The following is a 15,887-nucleotide window of genomic DNA, read 5'->3' as shown; positions in this document are numbered from 1 at the left end:
GGTTTTGCCGCGCTGCGCCTCGTCCCGGACCCCGAAACGAAGAAGCCGCACCCGGTCGGGTGCGGCTCCGGTCGTCGCGCTTCGCGCGAAGCGTAATCGAATTGAGCCTCAGAGCTTGCTCTTGACCGCGTCCGCCGCGTTCTTGACGCCGTCCTTGGCCTCGCCGACGGTCCGCTGGGTCTTGCCCTCGAGTTCCTGCGCCTTGCCTTCGGCCTGCAGCTTCTCGTTGCCGGTCACGTTGCCGACGCCCTGCTTGATGTTGCCGGCCGCCTCGTTGGCGATGCCCTTGAGCTTGTCGGTGGTGCTGCTCATCGCTCGTCTCCGCTGTCGTTTCTTGCGCCGTTCGTCGGCGCGCTCGGCAAGCTGAACGATGGGCGGACGGCTTGGTTCCAATCCTATGTTACGGGGTGCGCTGCGGCACCTGCTCGCATAATGAATGCATTTTGAGTTTGACGTTCAAAAAATATCTGCGCAGCGGCCAAATATTTTCCTGTCAGAGTCCGGCGCCCGACCGGTTACGTATGCGGTATCCAAAATTCCATAAAGGCTCGCCCGGACACGAAATCCGGCATGCCAAGAAAAGTCGAGATTGAGGTCCGCTCCATGGCCGTTGAAGCCGCCGATCCATTGCCCGGCGCAGGCGCTTATTCCGCAGCCCCTGCCGATTCACCCTTCGGTGGACGCTGGGGGCAGCTGATCCTCGGTGTGCTGTGCATGTCGATGATCGCCAACCTGCAGTACGGCTGGACGCTGTTCGTCAACCCGATCAACGACAAGTACCAGTGGGGCAAGCCGGCGATCCAGATCGCCTTCACGATCTTCGTTCTCACCGAGACCTGGCTGGTGCCGATCGAGGGTTGGTTCGTCGACAAGTACGGCCCGAAGGTCGTCACGCTGTTCGGCGGCGCGCTCTGCGCCATCGGCTGGGCGATGAACTCGGTCGCCGACTCGCTGTGGTTCCTCTACCTCGCCGCCGCCATCAGCGGCATCGGCGCCGGCGCGGTCTACGGCACCTGCGTCGGCAACGCGCTCAAGTGGTTTCCGGACCGGCGCGGTCTGGCCGCCGGCCTCACCGCCGCGGGCTTCGGCGCCGGCTCGGCACTGACCGTCATCCCGATCGCCGCGATGATCCGCGACAGCGGCTACGAGCAGACCTTCCTCGCCTTCGGCCTCGGCCAGGGCATCGTCGTGATGGTCGCCGCGCTGCTGCTCTCCTCGCCGAGCGCCGCCTACAAGGAGCGGATGCTCGCCGGCCGCGTCACCCCGAACGCCACGAGCCGCCGCCAGTACTCCTCCGCCGAGATGGTGCGCACGCCGGTCTTCTGGCTGATGTACGCGATGTTCGTGATGATGGCCGCCGGCGGCCTGATGGCGACCGCCTCGCTCGCGCCCATCGCCCGGGACTTCCAGGTCGATTCGATCCCCGTCTCGCTGATGGGCCTGACCCTGCCGGCGCTGACCTTCGCGCTCACCATCGACCGGGTGCTCAACGGCGTGACGCGGCCGGTATTCGGCTGGATCTCCGACCGGATCGGGCGTGAGAACACCATGTTCCTCGCCTTCATGGTCGAGGGCGCGGGCATCCTGGCGCTCGGCATGTTCGCCCATTCGCCGATGGCCTTCGTGCTGCTGACCGGCCTCGTGTTCTTCGCCTGGGGCGAGATCTACTCGCTGTTTCCCTCGACCTGCGCCGACACCTACGGCGACAAGAACGCCACCGCCAATGCCGGCCTGCTCTACACCGCCAAGGGCACGGCCTCGCTGATGCTGCCCGCCTTCCTGGCGATCCAGACCGCGACCGGCTCCTGGCAGAACGTGTTCTATCTCGCCTCGGGCATGGCCTTCATCGCCGGCTTCCTCGCGCTCTTCGTGCTCAAGCCGATGCGCGCCCGCTTCGTCGCCCGCAGCCAGTGAGGACCGCAGCCGTGACGCGCTGGATCGGATTCATCCATGACGGCGAGCACGGCTTCGGCCGGCTCGACGGTGACCGGATCGAGGTCTGCGAGGGCGACCTGTTCGGTCGCAACGCCCCGACGGGGCAGGTGCTGCCGCTCGCCGAAGTGAGCCTGGACCTGCCCTGCCGGCCCACCAAGATGATCGCCCTGTGGAACAACTTCGGGGCGCTCATGGAGAAGCTGGAGCTCTCCCGCCCCGAGGCGCCTCTGTTCCTGATCAAGCCCGCCAACACCTACCGGCCCTCCGGTGCGGTGGTGGCGGTGCCCGAAGCCTCGGGCCGGGCGCTCTACGAGGGCGAACTCGGCATCGTCATCGGCGCGGTCCCGGGCAAGAGCGCTCGCGACCTCACCGAGGAGGAGGCCGCGCAGCACGTCTTCGGCTTCACCTGCGTGAACGACGTCACCTCCGCCGCGATCCTCAAGGCGGATGCGAGCTTCACGCAATGGGCCCGGGCCAAGGGGCTGGACGGCTTCGGCCCGTTCGGCCCGGTCATCGCCACCGGGCTCGATCCGGCGACGCTGACCGTGCGCACCCTGGTCAACGGGCGCGAGCGGCAGAGCTTTCCCATCAGCGACATGCTGATCCCGGCGGCGCGGCTCGTGGCCCAGCTCTCGCAGGGCATGACGCTGGAGCCGGGCGACGTCATCGCCTGCGGCACCTCCGTCGGCTCGGGGCCGATCCCCAAGGGTGCCACGGTCGAGATCGTGATCGACGGAATCGGTACGCTGTCGAATCGGTTCGAGTAGACGACAACTGACGAGAACGTGGCCTCCGCGTCCGGACGAAACTGGCCCCGAGGGGCGTTGACGGTTTCGCCGGCGGAGCGAGACACGCAGCACGGGTGAGAGACATGAGCATCGCGATCGTCGGCGCCGGCGCCATCGGCGGCTATCTTGGGGTCAGGCTGGCGGAAGCCGGCGAGGACGTCACCTTCATCGCCCGCTCGAACGCGGGCGCGATCAAGGCCGACGGCATGCGGCTGATCGAGGAGGACGGCACCGAGATCCACTCCAAGTCCGTCAAGGCGACGCGCTCCATGCAGGAGGCGGGCGTGCACGAGGTCGTGCTGCTGACCGTGAAGGCGCATCAGGTCGGCCCGATCGCCGCGGATCTGAAGCACCTGATCGGCCCCGACACCGTCGTGGTGACGATGCAGAACGGGATTCCGTGGTGGTACTTCATGGGCGGCCATGGCGGCGAGTATGCCGGCACCCGGCTCGAGAGCGCGGACCCCGGCGGGCTGATCGCCGACCACCTCGACCCCAAGCACGTGATCGGCTCGGTCGTGTACCCCGCCACGGTGCTCACCGACCCCGGCACCGTGAAGGTGATCGAGGGCAACCGCTTCGGCCTGGGCGAACTCGACGGATCGAAGTCGGAGCGGGTGCTCGCCCTCTCCCAGCGTCTCGCCAAGGGCGGCTTCCGCGCGCCCGTCACCAACGACATCCGCGCCGAGATCTGGCTCAAGCTGTGGGGCAACCTCAGCTTCAACCCGATCTCCGCGCTGACCCACGCCACGCTCGAGGATATCTGCCGCTTCCCCGACACCCGGGCGATCGCCGCCGAGATGATGCGCGAGGCCGAAATCATCGCCAACCGGCTCGGCGTCACCTTCCGGCTCGGCATCGACAAGCGGATCGCGGGCGCCGAGAAGGTCGGGCCTCACAAGACCTCGATGCTTCAGGACGTGGAGGCCGGCCGCCCGATCGAGCTGGAGGCGCTCGTCGGCTCCGTGATCGAACTCGGCCGTCTCACCGGCACGCCGACCCCGCATATCGACACCGTCTTCGCCCTGATGCGGCTCCTGGCCCAGAGCCTTGAGCGCGCGAAGGGTCGCCTCGCGATCCAGGGAGCGTGACGATGCTTCTGCCCGAGACGTCCACCCTTCCCCCCGTCGAGTCCAAGGAGGCCACCGTGGCCGCGACCACTCTCCACGAGCTGATCCAGACCGGCGCCGACGCGAATCCCGCCCTGTCGAGCCCCGGCGGCGTGCCGCTGAGCTTCCAGGCCCTGCGGGCGCTGACCGAGCGGACGGTCGCCGACCTCAACGCCCGCGGCATCGGCCGCGGCGACCGCGTCGCGATCGTGCTGCCGAACGGACCCGAGATGGCGAGCGCCTTCATCGCGGTGGGCGCCGGCACCACCTCGGCGCCGCTGAACCCGAGCTACAAGGCCGACGAGTTCGAGTTCTACATGAGCGACCTCGGGGCCAAGCTCCTGCTGGTCGCCGAGGGCTCCGAGACGCCCGCGATCGCGGTCGCGGAGAAGCTCGGCGTGCCGGTGGCCCGCCTCCGGCCCACCCCCGAGGAGGGCGCGGGCAGCTTCACCCTCCACCTTGCCGACGACGCGACGAGCGAGCCCGCCCGTGGCGGCCGCGCCGAGGCGGACGACATCGCCCTGGTGCTGCACACCTCCGGCACCACCTCGCGGCCCAAGATCGTGCCGCTGACGCAAGCCAACGTCTGCGCCTCGGCGCGCAACATCCGCACCGCTGTGCAGTTCACGGCGGAGGATCGCGGCCTCAACATCATGCCGCTGTTCCACATCCACGGCCTGATCGCCGGCATCCTGGCGCCGCTCTCGGCGGGCGGTCAGGTCTCCTGCACGCCGGGCTTCAACGCGCTGAAGTTCTTCGGCTGGATGGATGAGGTGCGCCCCACTTGGTACACCGGCGTCCCGACCATGCATCAGGCGATCCTGGGCCGCGCCGCCCGGAACAAGGAGATCATCGCCAGGAACCCGCTGCGCTTCATCCGCTCCTCCTCCTCGTCCCTGCCGCCGCAGGTGATGAACGAACTGGAGGAGACGTTCTCCGCGCCGGTGATCGAGGCCTACGGCATGACCGAGGCCGCTCACCAGATGGCCTCGAACCCGCTGCCCCCGAAGCCCCACTATGCCGGCTCGGTCGGCCTCGCGGCGGGTCCGGAGATCGCCGTGGTCGATCACGACGGCGAGCCGCTGCCCGCGGGCGAGACCGGCGAGATCGTCATCCGCGGCGACAACGTGATGAAGGGCTACGAGAACAACGATCGGGCCAACGCCGACGCCTTCACGCGGCAGGGCTGGTTCCGCACGGGCGACCAGGGCGTGCTGTCGCCCGAGGGCTACCTCTCGATCACCGGGCGCCTGAAGGAGATCATCAACCGCGGCGGCGAGAAGATCTCCCCGCGCGAGGTGGACGAGGTCCTGATGGATCACCCGGCGGTGTCGCAATGCGTCACCTTCGCCGTGCCGCACGACAAGCTCGGCGAGGATGTCGCCGCCGCGATCGTGCTGCGCGAGGGTGTCGAGGCGGTGGAGAAGGACATCCGCGGCTTCGCCTCGGAGCGTCTGGCCGCCTTCAAGGTGCCCGCCAAGATCCTGATCCTCGACGAGATCCCCAAGGGCGCCACCGGCAAGCTCCAGCGGATCGGACTGGCGCAGAAGCTCGGACTGGTCTGAACCTCGGGGCGACCCGGGCACCGCCGCGGTGCCCGGGTCGCTTCTGCGAGTAAGATTCGGGCGCTCGTTCAAACAGCGCAAAACGAGAAAGGGCCGGCGGATGCACCGCCGGCCCTTTCTCGTTCACGCGACCGAGGGAAACTCAGTTCCGGGCGGCCATCATGTCGTGGGAGAGCACGGTGAGCTTGCCGATCAGGCTCGCCACGTCGCCGTGGGCGCAGGACCACTGCGTGCCGATGGCGCTGCCGTCGTTCGAGACCGAGACCACGGCCACCGAGCGCAGCTTGCCCTCGCGGGCGAGCTTGAGCTGGTCCTGAAGCACCTCGATGATCGAGGCGACGTTCTCGTCGGCCACGGCGTCCGCGGCGGCGGCGGGGAAGGGGACCACGTTGGCGTCGTTGAGGGCGCGTTCGAACTTGGACATTCAGGCAACTCGACGATGCTTGAGGGAGGTGCGGCCGAGGGGGCCGGCCTGGAGACGATCCACGAGGTGGGCGAGGCGGTCGGGTAGGGCGCCGTCCCTCTCGACCGAGAGGCGCTTGCCGATCGCGTAGGCGACACCCTTGGTCACCCGTCCGACGGAGAGCCCCTCGATGCGGGGCACCGCCTGCAGTCGGTCCGTTCGGTCAGTGTCGGCGCTCGGATCAGCCATCGCTTCCTCGCTCTCGAACGATTGCATGACTTCGATCCTGCGCGCCGCATTCGGTCATGAAAATGGCGCCGGACCGGTCACGCTTGCGCATTTCCCTGACTGTGATGCGAAAGCGACAGTCGCTGCGAGCTCAGCGGGGGTCCCGCCAGCCGGAGCGGGCCGGCGCGGAGGCGCCCGTGCTGCCGGTGGTCTCGGCCCGGATGATCTCCGGGCGGGCGGCGCGGACCGGAGGTTCGGCCATGGCGGCGCGGCGCGGGACGGCCCGGGCCTGGCGCCGGGCGGCACGCCCCCGGCGCGCGGAGCGGGGACGGGCGCCGCTGTTCGAGCTGAGAACGCCGCCGGCCACCGCGCCGACGACGGCGCCGACCGGTCCCGCCACGAGCGCGCCCGCGACGGCGCCCGCGCCGACGCCCATCGCCGTCCGGTTCTCCGCTTGCGCGGGGGCGGACAGGCCGGCAAGCAGCGCGAGGCTGAGGCAGGCGCCCAGGCAGGTCTTTCGCATCCGGTTCGTCCCTTCGAGAAGAAGTGCAGGGACGCCCTTGGCGGGCGATCTTGACGAAAGGTTGACCTGATGTTGCTGGAAAACCTTGGCCGGACGAGAGAATCGTCCGTTCAGGTCGCGCTTGATCTCAATCAATCCTGAGCAGCGGTCGCCAGCGGCCGGCGCAAACCGAGCACCAGCGGCACCGTGAGGAGCGCGGTTCCGGCCGCGGCCAGCAGGCCCACCGCCGGTCCCGTCGCGTCGCCGAGGAGGCCGTAGGCGATGGGTGCGAGGCCGCCCGATCCGATCACCGCCGTGTAGAACAGGGCGAAGGCCCGGCCGACCTCGCCCCGCGGCGCGAGGTCCGGCACCGTTCCGTAGAGCACCGAGGAGGTGCCGTTGAGGACGACGCCGACGAGGGGGAGCAGGAGCAGCGTCGGCCCGAGCGGCAGAACGAGGAGCGTGGCGACGAGGAGGGCGGTGGCCGTCTCGGTGGCGACGACGCAGGGCAGGACGCCGAGGCGGTCCCCGAGCCAGCCGCACACCGCCTTGCCGAAGGCGCCGCCGGCAAAGACCAGGGCGAGGGCGAGCCCCGTGGTCGTGCCCGTGCCGCCCTTGGCCTCCAGCAGGAAGGGCAGGAACAGCAGGGTTCCCATTCGCGTGGCCGTGTCGAGGGCGCCGACCGTCATCAAGAGGCCAAAGCCCGAACTCCGGCCTCCCGCCCGCTGCTCCCGCGGACCGGCCTCGGCGAGACCGCCGGTGGGCAGCAGCCCGGCCAGGACCAGGGTCACGGCGATCCCGATTCCCGCCATCAGCCCGACGACCGGCCGCCATGCGAGCAGGCCGAGCAGCAGGGCGACCAGGACGGGAAACAGCGATTTTCCGAGATCGCCCGAGAAATTGTAGATGCCGAGCGGGCCGCGGGCGCTGCCGCCATAGGCCTGCGCCACGAGGAGCGAGGCCCGCGGGTGCTGGATGCTGGCGCCGATGCCCGCGAGCACCAGTCCGCAGCACAGACCGGTCAGGCTGCCGCTCAGCGCCATCACGCCGAAACCCGCCGCGGCGACCAGGGTCGAGAGGCCGAGGCTCACGCGGATCGGCAGCCGCGCCGCCAAGCGGTCGGCCGGCACCTGCAGCCCGCCCATGGTCGCGTAGTAGAGGCTGCGCAACACCGCGAGGCCGGCATAACCGAGGCCGAACTCCGCCTGCCAGACGGGCAGCAGCACGTAGAGCAGGTCGGTGTAGCCGTCGTGCAGCGCGTGGGCGAGGCAGGCTCCGCCGAGACTGCGCCGCCGCAGGCTGCGTGCGTCCGTCCCGGCGGACGATTCGGCCAGAAGGGCGGCTTGGCTCACGCGAAACGATCTCCGGCTTGCGAACTCCGGCTCTTCTAAATGCGTGAGCCTCGCGCGATGAGAGTCGCTGAACTCACGGGTTCCGTGCGTTATCCTCACGGTTTGCAAGGACGACCGGAATGCGCCGCCTGCCGCCGCTCCACGCGCTGCACGTGTTCGAAGTCGCGGCCCGGGCCGGGAGCTACGCGCAGGCCGGGCTCGAACTCGGGCTGACGCACGGCGCGGTCAGCCGGCAGATTGCGGCCCTGGAGGGTTGGCTCGGCCAGCGCCTGTTCGTGCGGGTCGGGCGGCGGATGGTGGCGACGCCGGCGGCACGTGTCTTCGCGCAGGAGATCAGCCTGTCCTTCGACCGCCTGACGGCGGCGGCCGAGGCCTGCGGGCGGCCGCAGGCGCCGCGGGTTCTCAAGGTCAGCGCGCCGTCGAGCTTCGCCATGCGCTGGTTGATCCCGCGTCTCGACGGCTTCCACGCCGCGCGCCCCGGCACCGAGGTCGCGGTCACCACCACCACGTCGCTGCAGGACGCCCTGCGCGGCGGCTTCGATCTGGCGATCCGGCGCGGTCCCGAGCCCTGGCCGCAGCACTGCGCGGTGCCGTTCCTGGACGAGGCCGACACCCTGGTGGCCAGCCCCGCATTGCTGGCGCGCAGGCCGCTCGCGGCCCTGCGCGACCTCGAAGGCCACGTTCTGCTCGGCACCGAGACGCGGCCGGGCGACTGGGGCGATTGGCTCGCCGCCGCCGGGGTGCCGCGGCCCGGCGGTGTCCGGCGCCGGGTGTTCGACCACTTCTTCGTGACGCTCCAGGCGATCGAGGACGGAGGCGGCCTCGGCATCGGGCCGTTCCCGGTGCTCGACCGCGCCGTCGCCGATGGCCGGCTCGCCGTGCCCTTCCCGGAGATCCGGGTCGAGCGGCCGGGCTACTTCGTGCTGACGCCCTACGACGCCGACAAATCGCCCGCGCTCACCGCCTTCGTCGATTGGCTCGTGGCCGAGGGAGCGTCCGCCCTCACAAATCTCCGGTGAGGAACTGCGCCCGCCCGTGCCCGAAGGACCAATCCTCGTCCGTGTTCTCCACGGTCGAGACCATCACATCGGAGGGGGCGATGCCGCAGGCGGCCTCCAGCTTCTCGGTCAGCAGACGGTAGAACAATTCCTTCTTTTCGCGGCCCCGCGGCCGGGTGATCATCTGCACGACGACCACGTCCCGCGTGCGGGGGATGCCGAGCCCCGTATCCTCCACGATCATCCGCGAGGGCTTGTGCTCGGTGACGATCTGGTAGCGGTCGCCGGGCGGCACCTGGAAGGCTTCGAGCATCGCCGCGTGGGCCGCGTCCAGCAGGGCCTTCAACTCGGCATCGGTCCGGCCCTCGATCAGATCGAAGCGCAGCAGGGGCATCGGGATCTCTCCAGTTACACGGGAAAAGCGCCCTCTGGCGGTCGCCGGGCACACGCGGTTAAGTAGCTCCGCTTCCGGTCGCTTCCACTCGATCCGGATTTTTCGTATTATGCATGCAAAGCGAGGGTGGGACGGGTGGAGGGCTCCTCAACCCACCCCGCAACTGCCCACGGTCGAGGAGACGAGCGATGTCCGATTTGCGGTTGCGCCGCAGCGTTCTGTACATGCCGGGTTCGAACCCGCGCGCCCTTGAGAAGGCGAAGACGCTGCCCGCCGATTCGCTGATCCTCGATCTCGAGGATGCGGTGGCGTCCGAGGAGAAGGAGCGCGCCCGTGAGCAGGTCTGCGCCGCGGTGAAGGGCGGCGGCTACGGCCATCGCGAACTCGTGATTCGCGTGAACGCGCCGCAGACGCCCTGGGGCGATGCCGACCTGCGCGCGGCGATCGAGGCCAAGCCCGACGCGATCCTGATGCCGAAAGTGTCCTCGCCGGCCGTGCTCGAGAGCATCGCCGACACCCTGGAAGCGCTCGAAGCGCCCGAGTCCATCGCCATCTGGGCGATGATCGAGACGCCGGCGGCGATCCTCAACATCCACGACATCGCCAAGGCACGCCGCGACCGCCGCAACCGGCTCACCTGCTTCGTGCTCGGCACCAACGATCTGGCCAAGGACACCTGGGCGCAGCTGGTGCGCGGACGCGTGCCGATGCTGCCCTGGATGATGTTCACGCTGGCCGCCGCCCGGGCCGAGGGGCTGATCGTTCTCGACGGCGTCTGGAACGACATCTCCGATCCGGAGGGATGCCGCGAGGAGTGCCGGCAGGCCCGCGACCTCGGCTTCGACGGCAAGACCCTGATCCACCCCAACCAGATCGAGCCGGCCAACACCTCCTTCGCGCCCACCGAGGAGGAGGTGCGCCGCGCCCAGCTCGTGATCGATGCCTTCAACCTGCCGGAGAACGCCAAGCGCGCGGCGATCAAGGTCGAGGGCCGCATGTACGAGCGCCAGCACATCAGCATGGCCCGCCGCGCGGTGATCTGGTCCGAAACCATCGCGGCCCGCGACGCCGCGGCCTGAAACGCGAAACGGCCGCGCCCCTCGAAGGAGCGCGGCCGTGCCGTCACGCAGCGACGTGACGACGAAGGGTCTTACCAGCCGTAGCCGTAATCGTAGGCCGGGCCGCCCCAGGAATAGCCACCATAGGCGCGGCGCGGGGCGTAGTAGCCGCCATCGTAATAGCCGACGTTGCGGTACCCGTAGCCGTAAGCGGGACGGGCGTAGCCGTAGCCATAGCCGGCGACCGGACGGGCATAGCCGTAGCCGCCATAGCCGTAGCCGCCGTACCCGTAGCTGTTCGAGGCAGCCGCACCGAGGAGCGCGCCGGCCGCGAGACCGCCGACGACGCCGGCCGCAATCGCGCCACCGCCGCCACGGCCGCGCCAGCGGGCCTCCGCATCGGTCGAGGACAGGGCGCCCACGCCGAGCACGGCCACGGCGGACAGGATTGCGAGCTTCTTCATCAAGGTTCTCCGATAGCGGTGGATCGCCGATCCAATGGCACCCCAACGAGCACACCCTGGAATCGGTTCACTCCCGATGTGATGAAGGTCACGCTACGTCCTGTCGCATGAACGAAGGTGCAAAGATCCGTTCATCCAATCGTCAGGCTCGGCCGCCAAGCCCTCGAGCCATTGTGACCACATTCCTGTCGGGGCCTAATCTTGGCCGTACCGTGCGATCGAGCCTCAGCGCCGCCCGCCGACTTCGTCGAGGTGTTCCAGCAGCATCGCCGGGTCGTCGTAGACCCGGACGGCACCGGACCGCTCCAACTCCTCCGTGCCGTAGCCGCCCGACAGCAGTCCCACGCCGAGGCCCCGGCAGCGGCGGGCCGCCAGCATGTCCCAGATCGAATCGCCGACGATCACCGCGTGCTCGATCGGTGCGTTCAGCCGCTCGGCGGCGGCGAGGAACAGGTCGGGATCGGGCTTGGCGTATTTCACGAGGTCGCGGGTCACCACCGGCACTTGGCCGGGATCGACGCCCAGTGCCGCGAGATTGTGACCCGCCGTCTCCATGCGCCCGCTCGTGGCGATCGCCCAGGGAATGCGGTTCTCGGTGAGCGTGGCGAGCAGTTCCCGGGCGCCCGGCAGCGGCACGACGCCCTTCGAGAGTCGCCCATAGGCTTCGGCATGGAGACGGCGCAGGCGGTCGATCCGCTCGGGGTCGATGGCAAGCCCGGTCTCACGCAGGAGCTGGTTGGTGAACAGGCCGCCGCTCATCCCGATCTTGCGGTGGATGCGCCAGACCGAGAGCGGGATGCCCTCCGCGTCGAGCGCCTCCTTCCAGGCGAGCACGTGCTGGTAGACGCTGTCGACCAGCGTGCCGTCGAGGTCGAACAGGAAAACGGTCTCGATGCGCATGGTTTCGGGGCTCCTCGGCGGTGGCATCGGAACAACGGGCGCCTCCGCCGGACGATGCATGGGTCGATGTATGGGTCGATGCATGCGGGAAGAGCGCGACGCGAGCATTGACCGGCGGCGGCCGAGCGGGTTGTGGTTCCGCCCGTCCCGCCATGCTCTTCACCCACCTCGCCGACGACCTCTTCCGCCCGCTCGCCTCGCCGAGCCGCGCCTTCAACGCGGCGCTGCTGCTGCACCTGCACGCGCGCGTGTTCGGCGATGCCGCCGAGCCCTTACGCAAGAGCGAGCTTCTGGCCGCCATCGGCGACTTCTCCGCGGGCTGGAGCCAGGCCGAGATCGCCGACGACGAGGCGACGCCCGCCGATCCGGTCGAGCGCCGCTCGGCGGTCTACCGGCGGCTGATCGAGGCGGGCTGGCTGGTGGAGCGGCGCGAGCGCTACGTGCCGGTAGTCGATTTCGATCCGGACGCGCGGCTGCTGATCGAGGAGCTGGCCCGGATCGAGCGCGGCGAGACCCGCTCCTACGGCGGCGCGGTGCTGGAGGTTCTGAGTGCGCTGGAGAGCGCCATCGCCAGCCCCGCCGAGCGTTCCGAGGCCCTGCGCAACGCGGCCAAGGCCTCGCGCACCTTCCTGGGACATCTGCGGGGCCTCGCCGGAGCGATGCGCAAGCTCGAGGAGCGCATCCTGCGCGAGCCGGATCTCAGCGCCGCCTTCCGGCTCTATTTCGAGGAGTTCGTCGAGCGCCACCTCGTCTCCGACTACCGGACGCTGCACACCCGCTTCAACCCGTTCCGCTTCCGCTCCGGCATCGTGCGCGAGGCGGGCCGGGCGCTGCGCGATCCCCTGACGCTGCGGGCGCTGGCCGAGGGCAACCTGCGCGAGGGCCGGGCGGCGGACAAGGCCGCCGCCGAGCGGATGGTGCGCACCGACCTCGTGGAAATCCTGTCGATCTTCGAGGGACTCGACCCGCATCTCGACGCGGTGGCCGAGGTGGTGACCCGGCTGGAGCGGCGCATCTCGGCCGCCCTGCGCTACCGCGATCCCCGGGATTCCGCGCGCATCGAGCGGGCGGCGGCGGCCCTGCGCGCGGTGGGTGCGGGCAAGGACGATCTCGCCGGGATGCCTGCGGCCCAGATCTCGCTGCTGCGCCCGCCGATCGGCCCGCCCCAGCTCACCAATCCGCGCCTGCCGCGCCGGATCATCGAGTTCGAGCCGCTGCCCGAGATCGATGTCGATCCGGCGATCGAGGCCTTCATTGCCGCCAAGGACGAATTCCGCCGCCGCATCACCGTCACGCCGGAGCGCATCGCCGCCTATCTCGATGCGCGCCTCGGCAGCGCCAAGACCCTGCGCGGCTCCGAGATCGTCGTGGACGGCGTGGACGGCTTCGTCGTGTTCCAGCGCCTGCGCGAGATCGACGTACTGTTCGACGGATTGCTGCGCGGCCGCTACCGCGTCGCCCGGATCGAGGGCCGCGTCTCCAACGGCTGGCTCGACTGCCCGGATTTCCTGATCGAGCGCGTGGCGGCTCCCGCCCCGCGGCGGCGGCAGACAGGCTGAGACACGATGCTCGAACCCTTCCGCGCCATCCTCGACGGCGACGAGCCGCCTCCGCCCGGCCGGGCCGCCCCGAACGAGGAGGAGTTGATCCGCGCGCTGCAGGTGCTGCTCAAGAGCCAGTGCATCTATGCGGCCAGCACCGGGATCGGACGCTCCTACGAACTCGCCCGGCACTACGCGCCGTTCTTCCGCGACTACTTCGCCTGCCTCGGCTACCGGTTCGAGGTGGCCCATCGCGACCAGATGGTCTTTCTCGCCCTGCCGCCGGACGGCGTGCGCCACGACGCCCAGGGCGAGCGGCTGCGCAAGGACGAGACCCTGGTGCTGCTGGCGCTCAGGCTCGCCTATGAGGAGGGCCTGCGCGACCACCGCGTCTCCACCGACGGGACGGTGGAGTGCACCACCGACGACATCGCCGACGCGATCCGTTCCGCCGCCCGCACCGATCCGCCCGACGAGGCGCGGCTCATCGAGATCCTGCGCCTGTTCTCCCGCAAGGGCGCCCTGCGGCTGGGCGAGCGCGACCGGGCCGAGCGGGTCACGCCGCTGATGGTGATGCCCGGCATCACGGTGCTCTCGCCGGATGCCTGGATGGATCAGGTCAGGGCCTGGGCCTCCGCCGGGGAGGGCAGGGGGGCCTGACCAGCCGTTTCCGGCTGCGCCCAGGGCGCCTCCGAGAAGGCCCGCTCCAGGAAGCCGATCAGGGCCGAGACCCGCGCCGGGCGCGGCAGGCCGGGCGGCATCACGAGGTTGAGGGCGATGGGCGGCGGCTGCCAGTCCGGCATCACCCGCTCCAGGCGCCCGCTCTTCAGATCCTCCCAGATCGTGAAGTCCGGCTGCACCGCGAGGCCGAGCCCGGCCCGCAGGGCGGGCGCCAGCGCGTCGGCGTTGTTGGCCCGCAACGGGCCCTCGGGCACGATTGAGACCGTCTCCTCGGCCGCGTTCGAGAAGTGCCAGCGGTCCGGGGTCGGCAGGTAGGCGTAGCCGAGGCAGGCATGCGCCTTGAGATCCTCCGGGTGTGCCGGTCGCCCCTGCCGGTCGAGATAGGCGGGCGTCGCCACGAGCGAGCGGCGCACGCTGCAGAGCCGCCGCACCCGCAGCGAGGAATCGGGCAGCGCGGCGATCCGCAGGCCGAGATCGAACCCGCCGCCCACGAGATCGACCCGCTCGTCGGACAGGTGCAGATCGACCGAGACCTCGGGATAGGCGGCCAGGAAATCCGGCAGGACCGGTGCGAGATGGGCCACGCCGAAGGACATCGGCGCGGCGAGCCGCACGCGCCCCCGCGGGGCGCCGCTGGCTTCGCGGGCGCGGGCCTCCGCCGCCTCGCCCGCGGCCAGCAGCCCGGCCGCGTCGTCGCGCGCCATGCGGCCGGCCTCCGTCAGGGACAGGCGCCGGGAGGTGCGGTGGAACAGGCGGGCGCCCAGCCGCACCTCCAGCCGCGACACCGCCTTGGAGACGGTGGCCTTCGAGACCGCGAGTTCCTCCGCCGCGCGGGCGAAGGAGAGCGTGTCGGCCACGACCGCGAACACGGCCCAGGCTTCGAAATCGGGAAGGCGTGCCATGACGAACTCTGGAAACGATGTGTTTCGATCGTTTCCGTTTTCAAGCGGGAAGGCAAGGGCCAGATTGCTCTCACACCGGCAGCCGGAGGCGGCGGATCCTCCTCGCGGCGCCCCGGATCGGGAGACCTGAACCATGAGCGCCTACGGCATCCACCACGTCACGGCCTTTGCCGGCGGCACCGCCCGCACCGTCGATTTCTACACCCGCGTGCTCGGCCTGCGCCTGGTGAAGAAGACCGTGAACTTCGACGATCCGGGCACCTACCATCTCTATTTCGGCGACGAGGCGGGCGCGCCCGGCACGATCCTCACCTTCTTCCCGATCGCGCATGCCGCCCCGGGCCGGGTCGGCGTCGGCCAGGTCTCGCAGACCGCCTTCCGCGTGCCCCGCGGCTCGATCGGCGCCTGGACGCACCGCTTCGTGGCCCTGGGCGTGGCGCACGAGGCGCCGAGCGTCGCCTTCGGCGAGACGGAGCTGCGCTTCCGCGATCCCGACGGCATGCCGCTCGCGCTGGTGGGCATCGACGGGATCGAGGGCGAGCCGGCCTGGGCCGCGGACGGCATCGCCCCGGATCAGGCGATCCGCGGCCTGCACGGCGCCACCCTGCTCCTGCGGCAGGCGGAGGCCACCGCCGCGATCCTGACCGACGTGCTCGGCTTCGAGCGGATCGGCCAGGAGGGGACGCAGATCCGGCTCGCGGGCGTGGCGCGGCTGGGCGGCACCGTGACGCTCCGGGAGGTCGGCGACTTCCTTCCCGGGCGTCAGGGGGCGGGGTCCGTCCACCACATCGCCTTCCGGGCCGCCGACGACGCGGCGCAGGAGGCGATGGCCGAGCGGCTGCGCGACCGGCACGGCCTCGCCGTCACCGAGCAGCGGGACCGGCAGTACTTCCGCTCGGTCTATTTCCGCGAGCCCGGCGGCATCCTGTTCGAGATCGCCACCGACGCGCCCGGCTTCGCCGTCGATGAGCCCGCGGCGGAACTCGGCCGCGCGCTCAAGCTGCCCGCCTTCCTCGAACCCCATCGCGGGCAGATCGAGGCGGTGCTGCCCAAGGTCGCCTGACGCG

The 15,887-nt window shown here is 70.2% G+C and carries 18 protein-coding genes; 9 read left to right on the top strand and 9 right to left on the bottom strand.

Going from position 1 to position 15,887, the window contains the following annotated elements:
• Window positions 1-108: 108 nt before the first annotated feature.
• The gene (locus tag ACPCJR_RS14565; protein ID WP_391514022.1) at window positions 109-312 is read right to left on the bottom strand and encodes a CsbD family protein; all 204 of its coding nucleotides are present in this window, start codon (window positions 310-312) and stop codon (window positions 109-111) included.
• Between the two features lie 291 nt (window positions 313-603).
• On the opposite strand from ACPCJR_RS14565, the gene oxlT reads away from it, so the two are divergent.
• The 4 genes from oxlT to ACPCJR_RS14545 all read left to right on the top strand — a co-directional run bounded on the left by oxlT (window position 604) and on the right by ACPCJR_RS14545 (window position 5,397).
• A complete protein-coding gene (gene oxlT / locus ACPCJR_RS14560) occupies window positions 604-1,914 on the top strand; it encodes an oxalate/formate MFS antiporter (RefSeq protein WP_391514024.1) in 1,311 nt (436 codons plus the stop codon).
• A gap of 11 nt (window positions 1,915-1,925) precedes the next feature.
• Window positions 1,926-2,702, top strand: a complete 777-nt coding sequence (locus ACPCJR_RS14555; RefSeq protein ID WP_391514026.1) for a fumarylacetoacetate hydrolase family protein — start codon at window positions 1,926-1,928, stop codon at window positions 2,700-2,702.
• Between the two features lie 104 nt (window positions 2,703-2,806).
• Window positions 2,807-3,814, top strand: a complete 1,008-nt coding sequence (locus ACPCJR_RS14550; RefSeq protein WP_391514028.1) for a 2-dehydropantoate 2-reductase — start codon at window positions 2,807-2,809, stop codon at window positions 3,812-3,814.
• A 2-nt stretch (window positions 3,815-3,816) separates the two neighbouring features.
• Window positions 3,817-5,397, top strand: coding sequence for an acyl--CoA ligase (locus tag ACPCJR_RS14545; protein ID WP_391514030.1), 1,581 nt, complete (start codon window positions 3,817-3,819; stop codon window positions 5,395-5,397).
• Between the two features lie 142 nt (window positions 5,398-5,539).
• Here the strand turns inward: ACPCJR_RS14545 and ACPCJR_RS14540 are convergent, their stop codons facing one another.
• From ACPCJR_RS14540 to ACPCJR_RS14525, 4 genes are all read right to left on the bottom strand, one after another.
• On the bottom strand, window positions 5,540-5,821 hold the full coding sequence (locus ACPCJR_RS14540) for a hypothetical protein (RefSeq protein ID WP_110353432.1): 282 nt from the start codon (window positions 5,819-5,821) through the stop codon (window positions 5,540-5,542).
• Window positions 5,822-6,049 carry a hypothetical protein gene (locus ACPCJR_RS14535; RefSeq protein WP_391514031.1) on the bottom strand — a complete coding sequence of 76 codons (228 nt, stop codon included), beginning with the start codon at window positions 6,047-6,049 and terminating at the stop codon, window positions 5,822-5,824.
• Between the two features lie 130 nt (window positions 6,050-6,179).
• A complete protein-coding gene (locus tag ACPCJR_RS14530) occupies window positions 6,180-6,551 on the bottom strand; it encodes a hypothetical protein (protein WP_391514033.1) in 372 nt (123 codons plus the stop codon).
• Between the two features lie 131 nt (window positions 6,552-6,682).
• A complete protein-coding gene (locus tag ACPCJR_RS14525) occupies window positions 6,683-7,882 on the bottom strand; it encodes an MFS transporter (RefSeq protein WP_391514035.1) in 1,200 nt (399 codons plus the stop codon).
• A 119-nt stretch (window positions 7,883-8,001) separates the two neighbouring features.
• On the opposite strand from ACPCJR_RS14525, the gene ACPCJR_RS14520 reads away from it, so the two are divergent.
• Window positions 8,002-8,901: a LysR substrate-binding domain-containing protein gene (locus ACPCJR_RS14520; RefSeq protein ID WP_391514037.1), complete on the top strand. Its 900-nt coding sequence runs from the start codon at window positions 8,002-8,004 to the stop codon at window positions 8,899-8,901.
• Here ACPCJR_RS14520 and ACPCJR_RS14515 read toward each other — a convergent pair.
• A complete protein-coding gene (locus tag ACPCJR_RS14515; protein WP_391514039.1) occupies window positions 8,885-9,274 on the bottom strand; it encodes a tautomerase family protein in 390 nt (129 codons plus the stop codon). The genes ACPCJR_RS14520 and ACPCJR_RS14515 overlap by 17 nt on opposite strands.
• A 188-nt stretch (window positions 9,275-9,462) precedes the next feature.
• On the opposite strand from ACPCJR_RS14515, the gene ACPCJR_RS14510 reads away from it, so the two are divergent.
• Window positions 9,463-10,353 (top strand): HpcH/HpaI aldolase/citrate lyase family protein, encoded by an 891-nt coding sequence (locus tag ACPCJR_RS14510; protein ID WP_391514041.1) that lies wholly within the window; start codon window positions 9,463-9,465, stop codon window positions 10,351-10,353.
• A 71-nt stretch (window positions 10,354-10,424) separates the two neighbouring features.
• Here the strand turns inward: ACPCJR_RS14510 and ACPCJR_RS14505 are convergent, their stop codons facing one another.
• The gene (locus ACPCJR_RS14505) at window positions 10,425-10,796 is read right to left on the bottom strand and encodes a hypothetical protein (protein ID WP_391514042.1); all 372 of its coding nucleotides are present in this window, start codon (window positions 10,794-10,796) and stop codon (window positions 10,425-10,427) included.
• Between the two features lie 225 nt (window positions 10,797-11,021).
• Window positions 11,022-11,696, bottom strand: a complete 675-nt coding sequence (locus tag ACPCJR_RS14500) for an HAD family hydrolase (RefSeq protein ID WP_391514044.1) — start codon at window positions 11,694-11,696, stop codon at window positions 11,022-11,024.
• A gap of 152 nt (window positions 11,697-11,848) precedes the next feature.
• Here ACPCJR_RS14500 and ACPCJR_RS14495 point away from each other — a divergent pair, with 152 nt between their 5' ends.
• Together ACPCJR_RS14495 and ACPCJR_RS14490 are read left to right on the top strand one after the other, a co-directional pair.
• Window positions 11,849-13,255, top strand: a complete 1,407-nt coding sequence (locus ACPCJR_RS14495; RefSeq protein ID WP_391514046.1) for a Wadjet anti-phage system protein JetA family protein — start codon at window positions 11,849-11,851, stop codon at window positions 13,253-13,255.
• Between the two features lie 6 nt (window positions 13,256-13,261).
• On the top strand, window positions 13,262-13,897 hold the full coding sequence (locus ACPCJR_RS14490) for a DUF4194 domain-containing protein (RefSeq protein WP_391514048.1): 636 nt from the start codon (window positions 13,262-13,264) through the stop codon (window positions 13,895-13,897).
• Here ACPCJR_RS14490 and ACPCJR_RS14485 read toward each other — a convergent pair.
• Window positions 13,852-14,820, bottom strand: a complete 969-nt coding sequence (locus ACPCJR_RS14485) for a LysR family transcriptional regulator (RefSeq protein WP_391514050.1) — start codon at window positions 14,818-14,820, stop codon at window positions 13,852-13,854. The two genes, ACPCJR_RS14490 and ACPCJR_RS14485, sit on opposite strands and share 46 nt — an antisense overlap.
• A 133-nt stretch (window positions 14,821-14,953) precedes the next feature.
• Here ACPCJR_RS14485 and ACPCJR_RS14480 point away from each other — a divergent pair, with 133 nt between their 5' ends.
• Complete coding sequence (locus ACPCJR_RS14480) at window positions 14,954-15,883, top strand: ring-cleaving dioxygenase (protein WP_391514052.1); 930 nt, start codon at window positions 14,954-14,956, stop codon at window positions 15,881-15,883.
• Window positions 15,884-15,887: the final 4 nt, after the last annotated feature.

The sequence above is a fragment of the Methylobacterium sp. NPDC097929 genome (assembly GCF_049543375.1).
Taxonomy (GTDB): Bacteria; Pseudomonadota; Alphaproteobacteria; order Rhizobiales; family Beijerinckiaceae; genus Methylobacterium.
The sequence above is the reverse complement of the archived record's forward strand: the minus strand, read 5'-3'. Positions and strand labels throughout refer to the sequence as shown.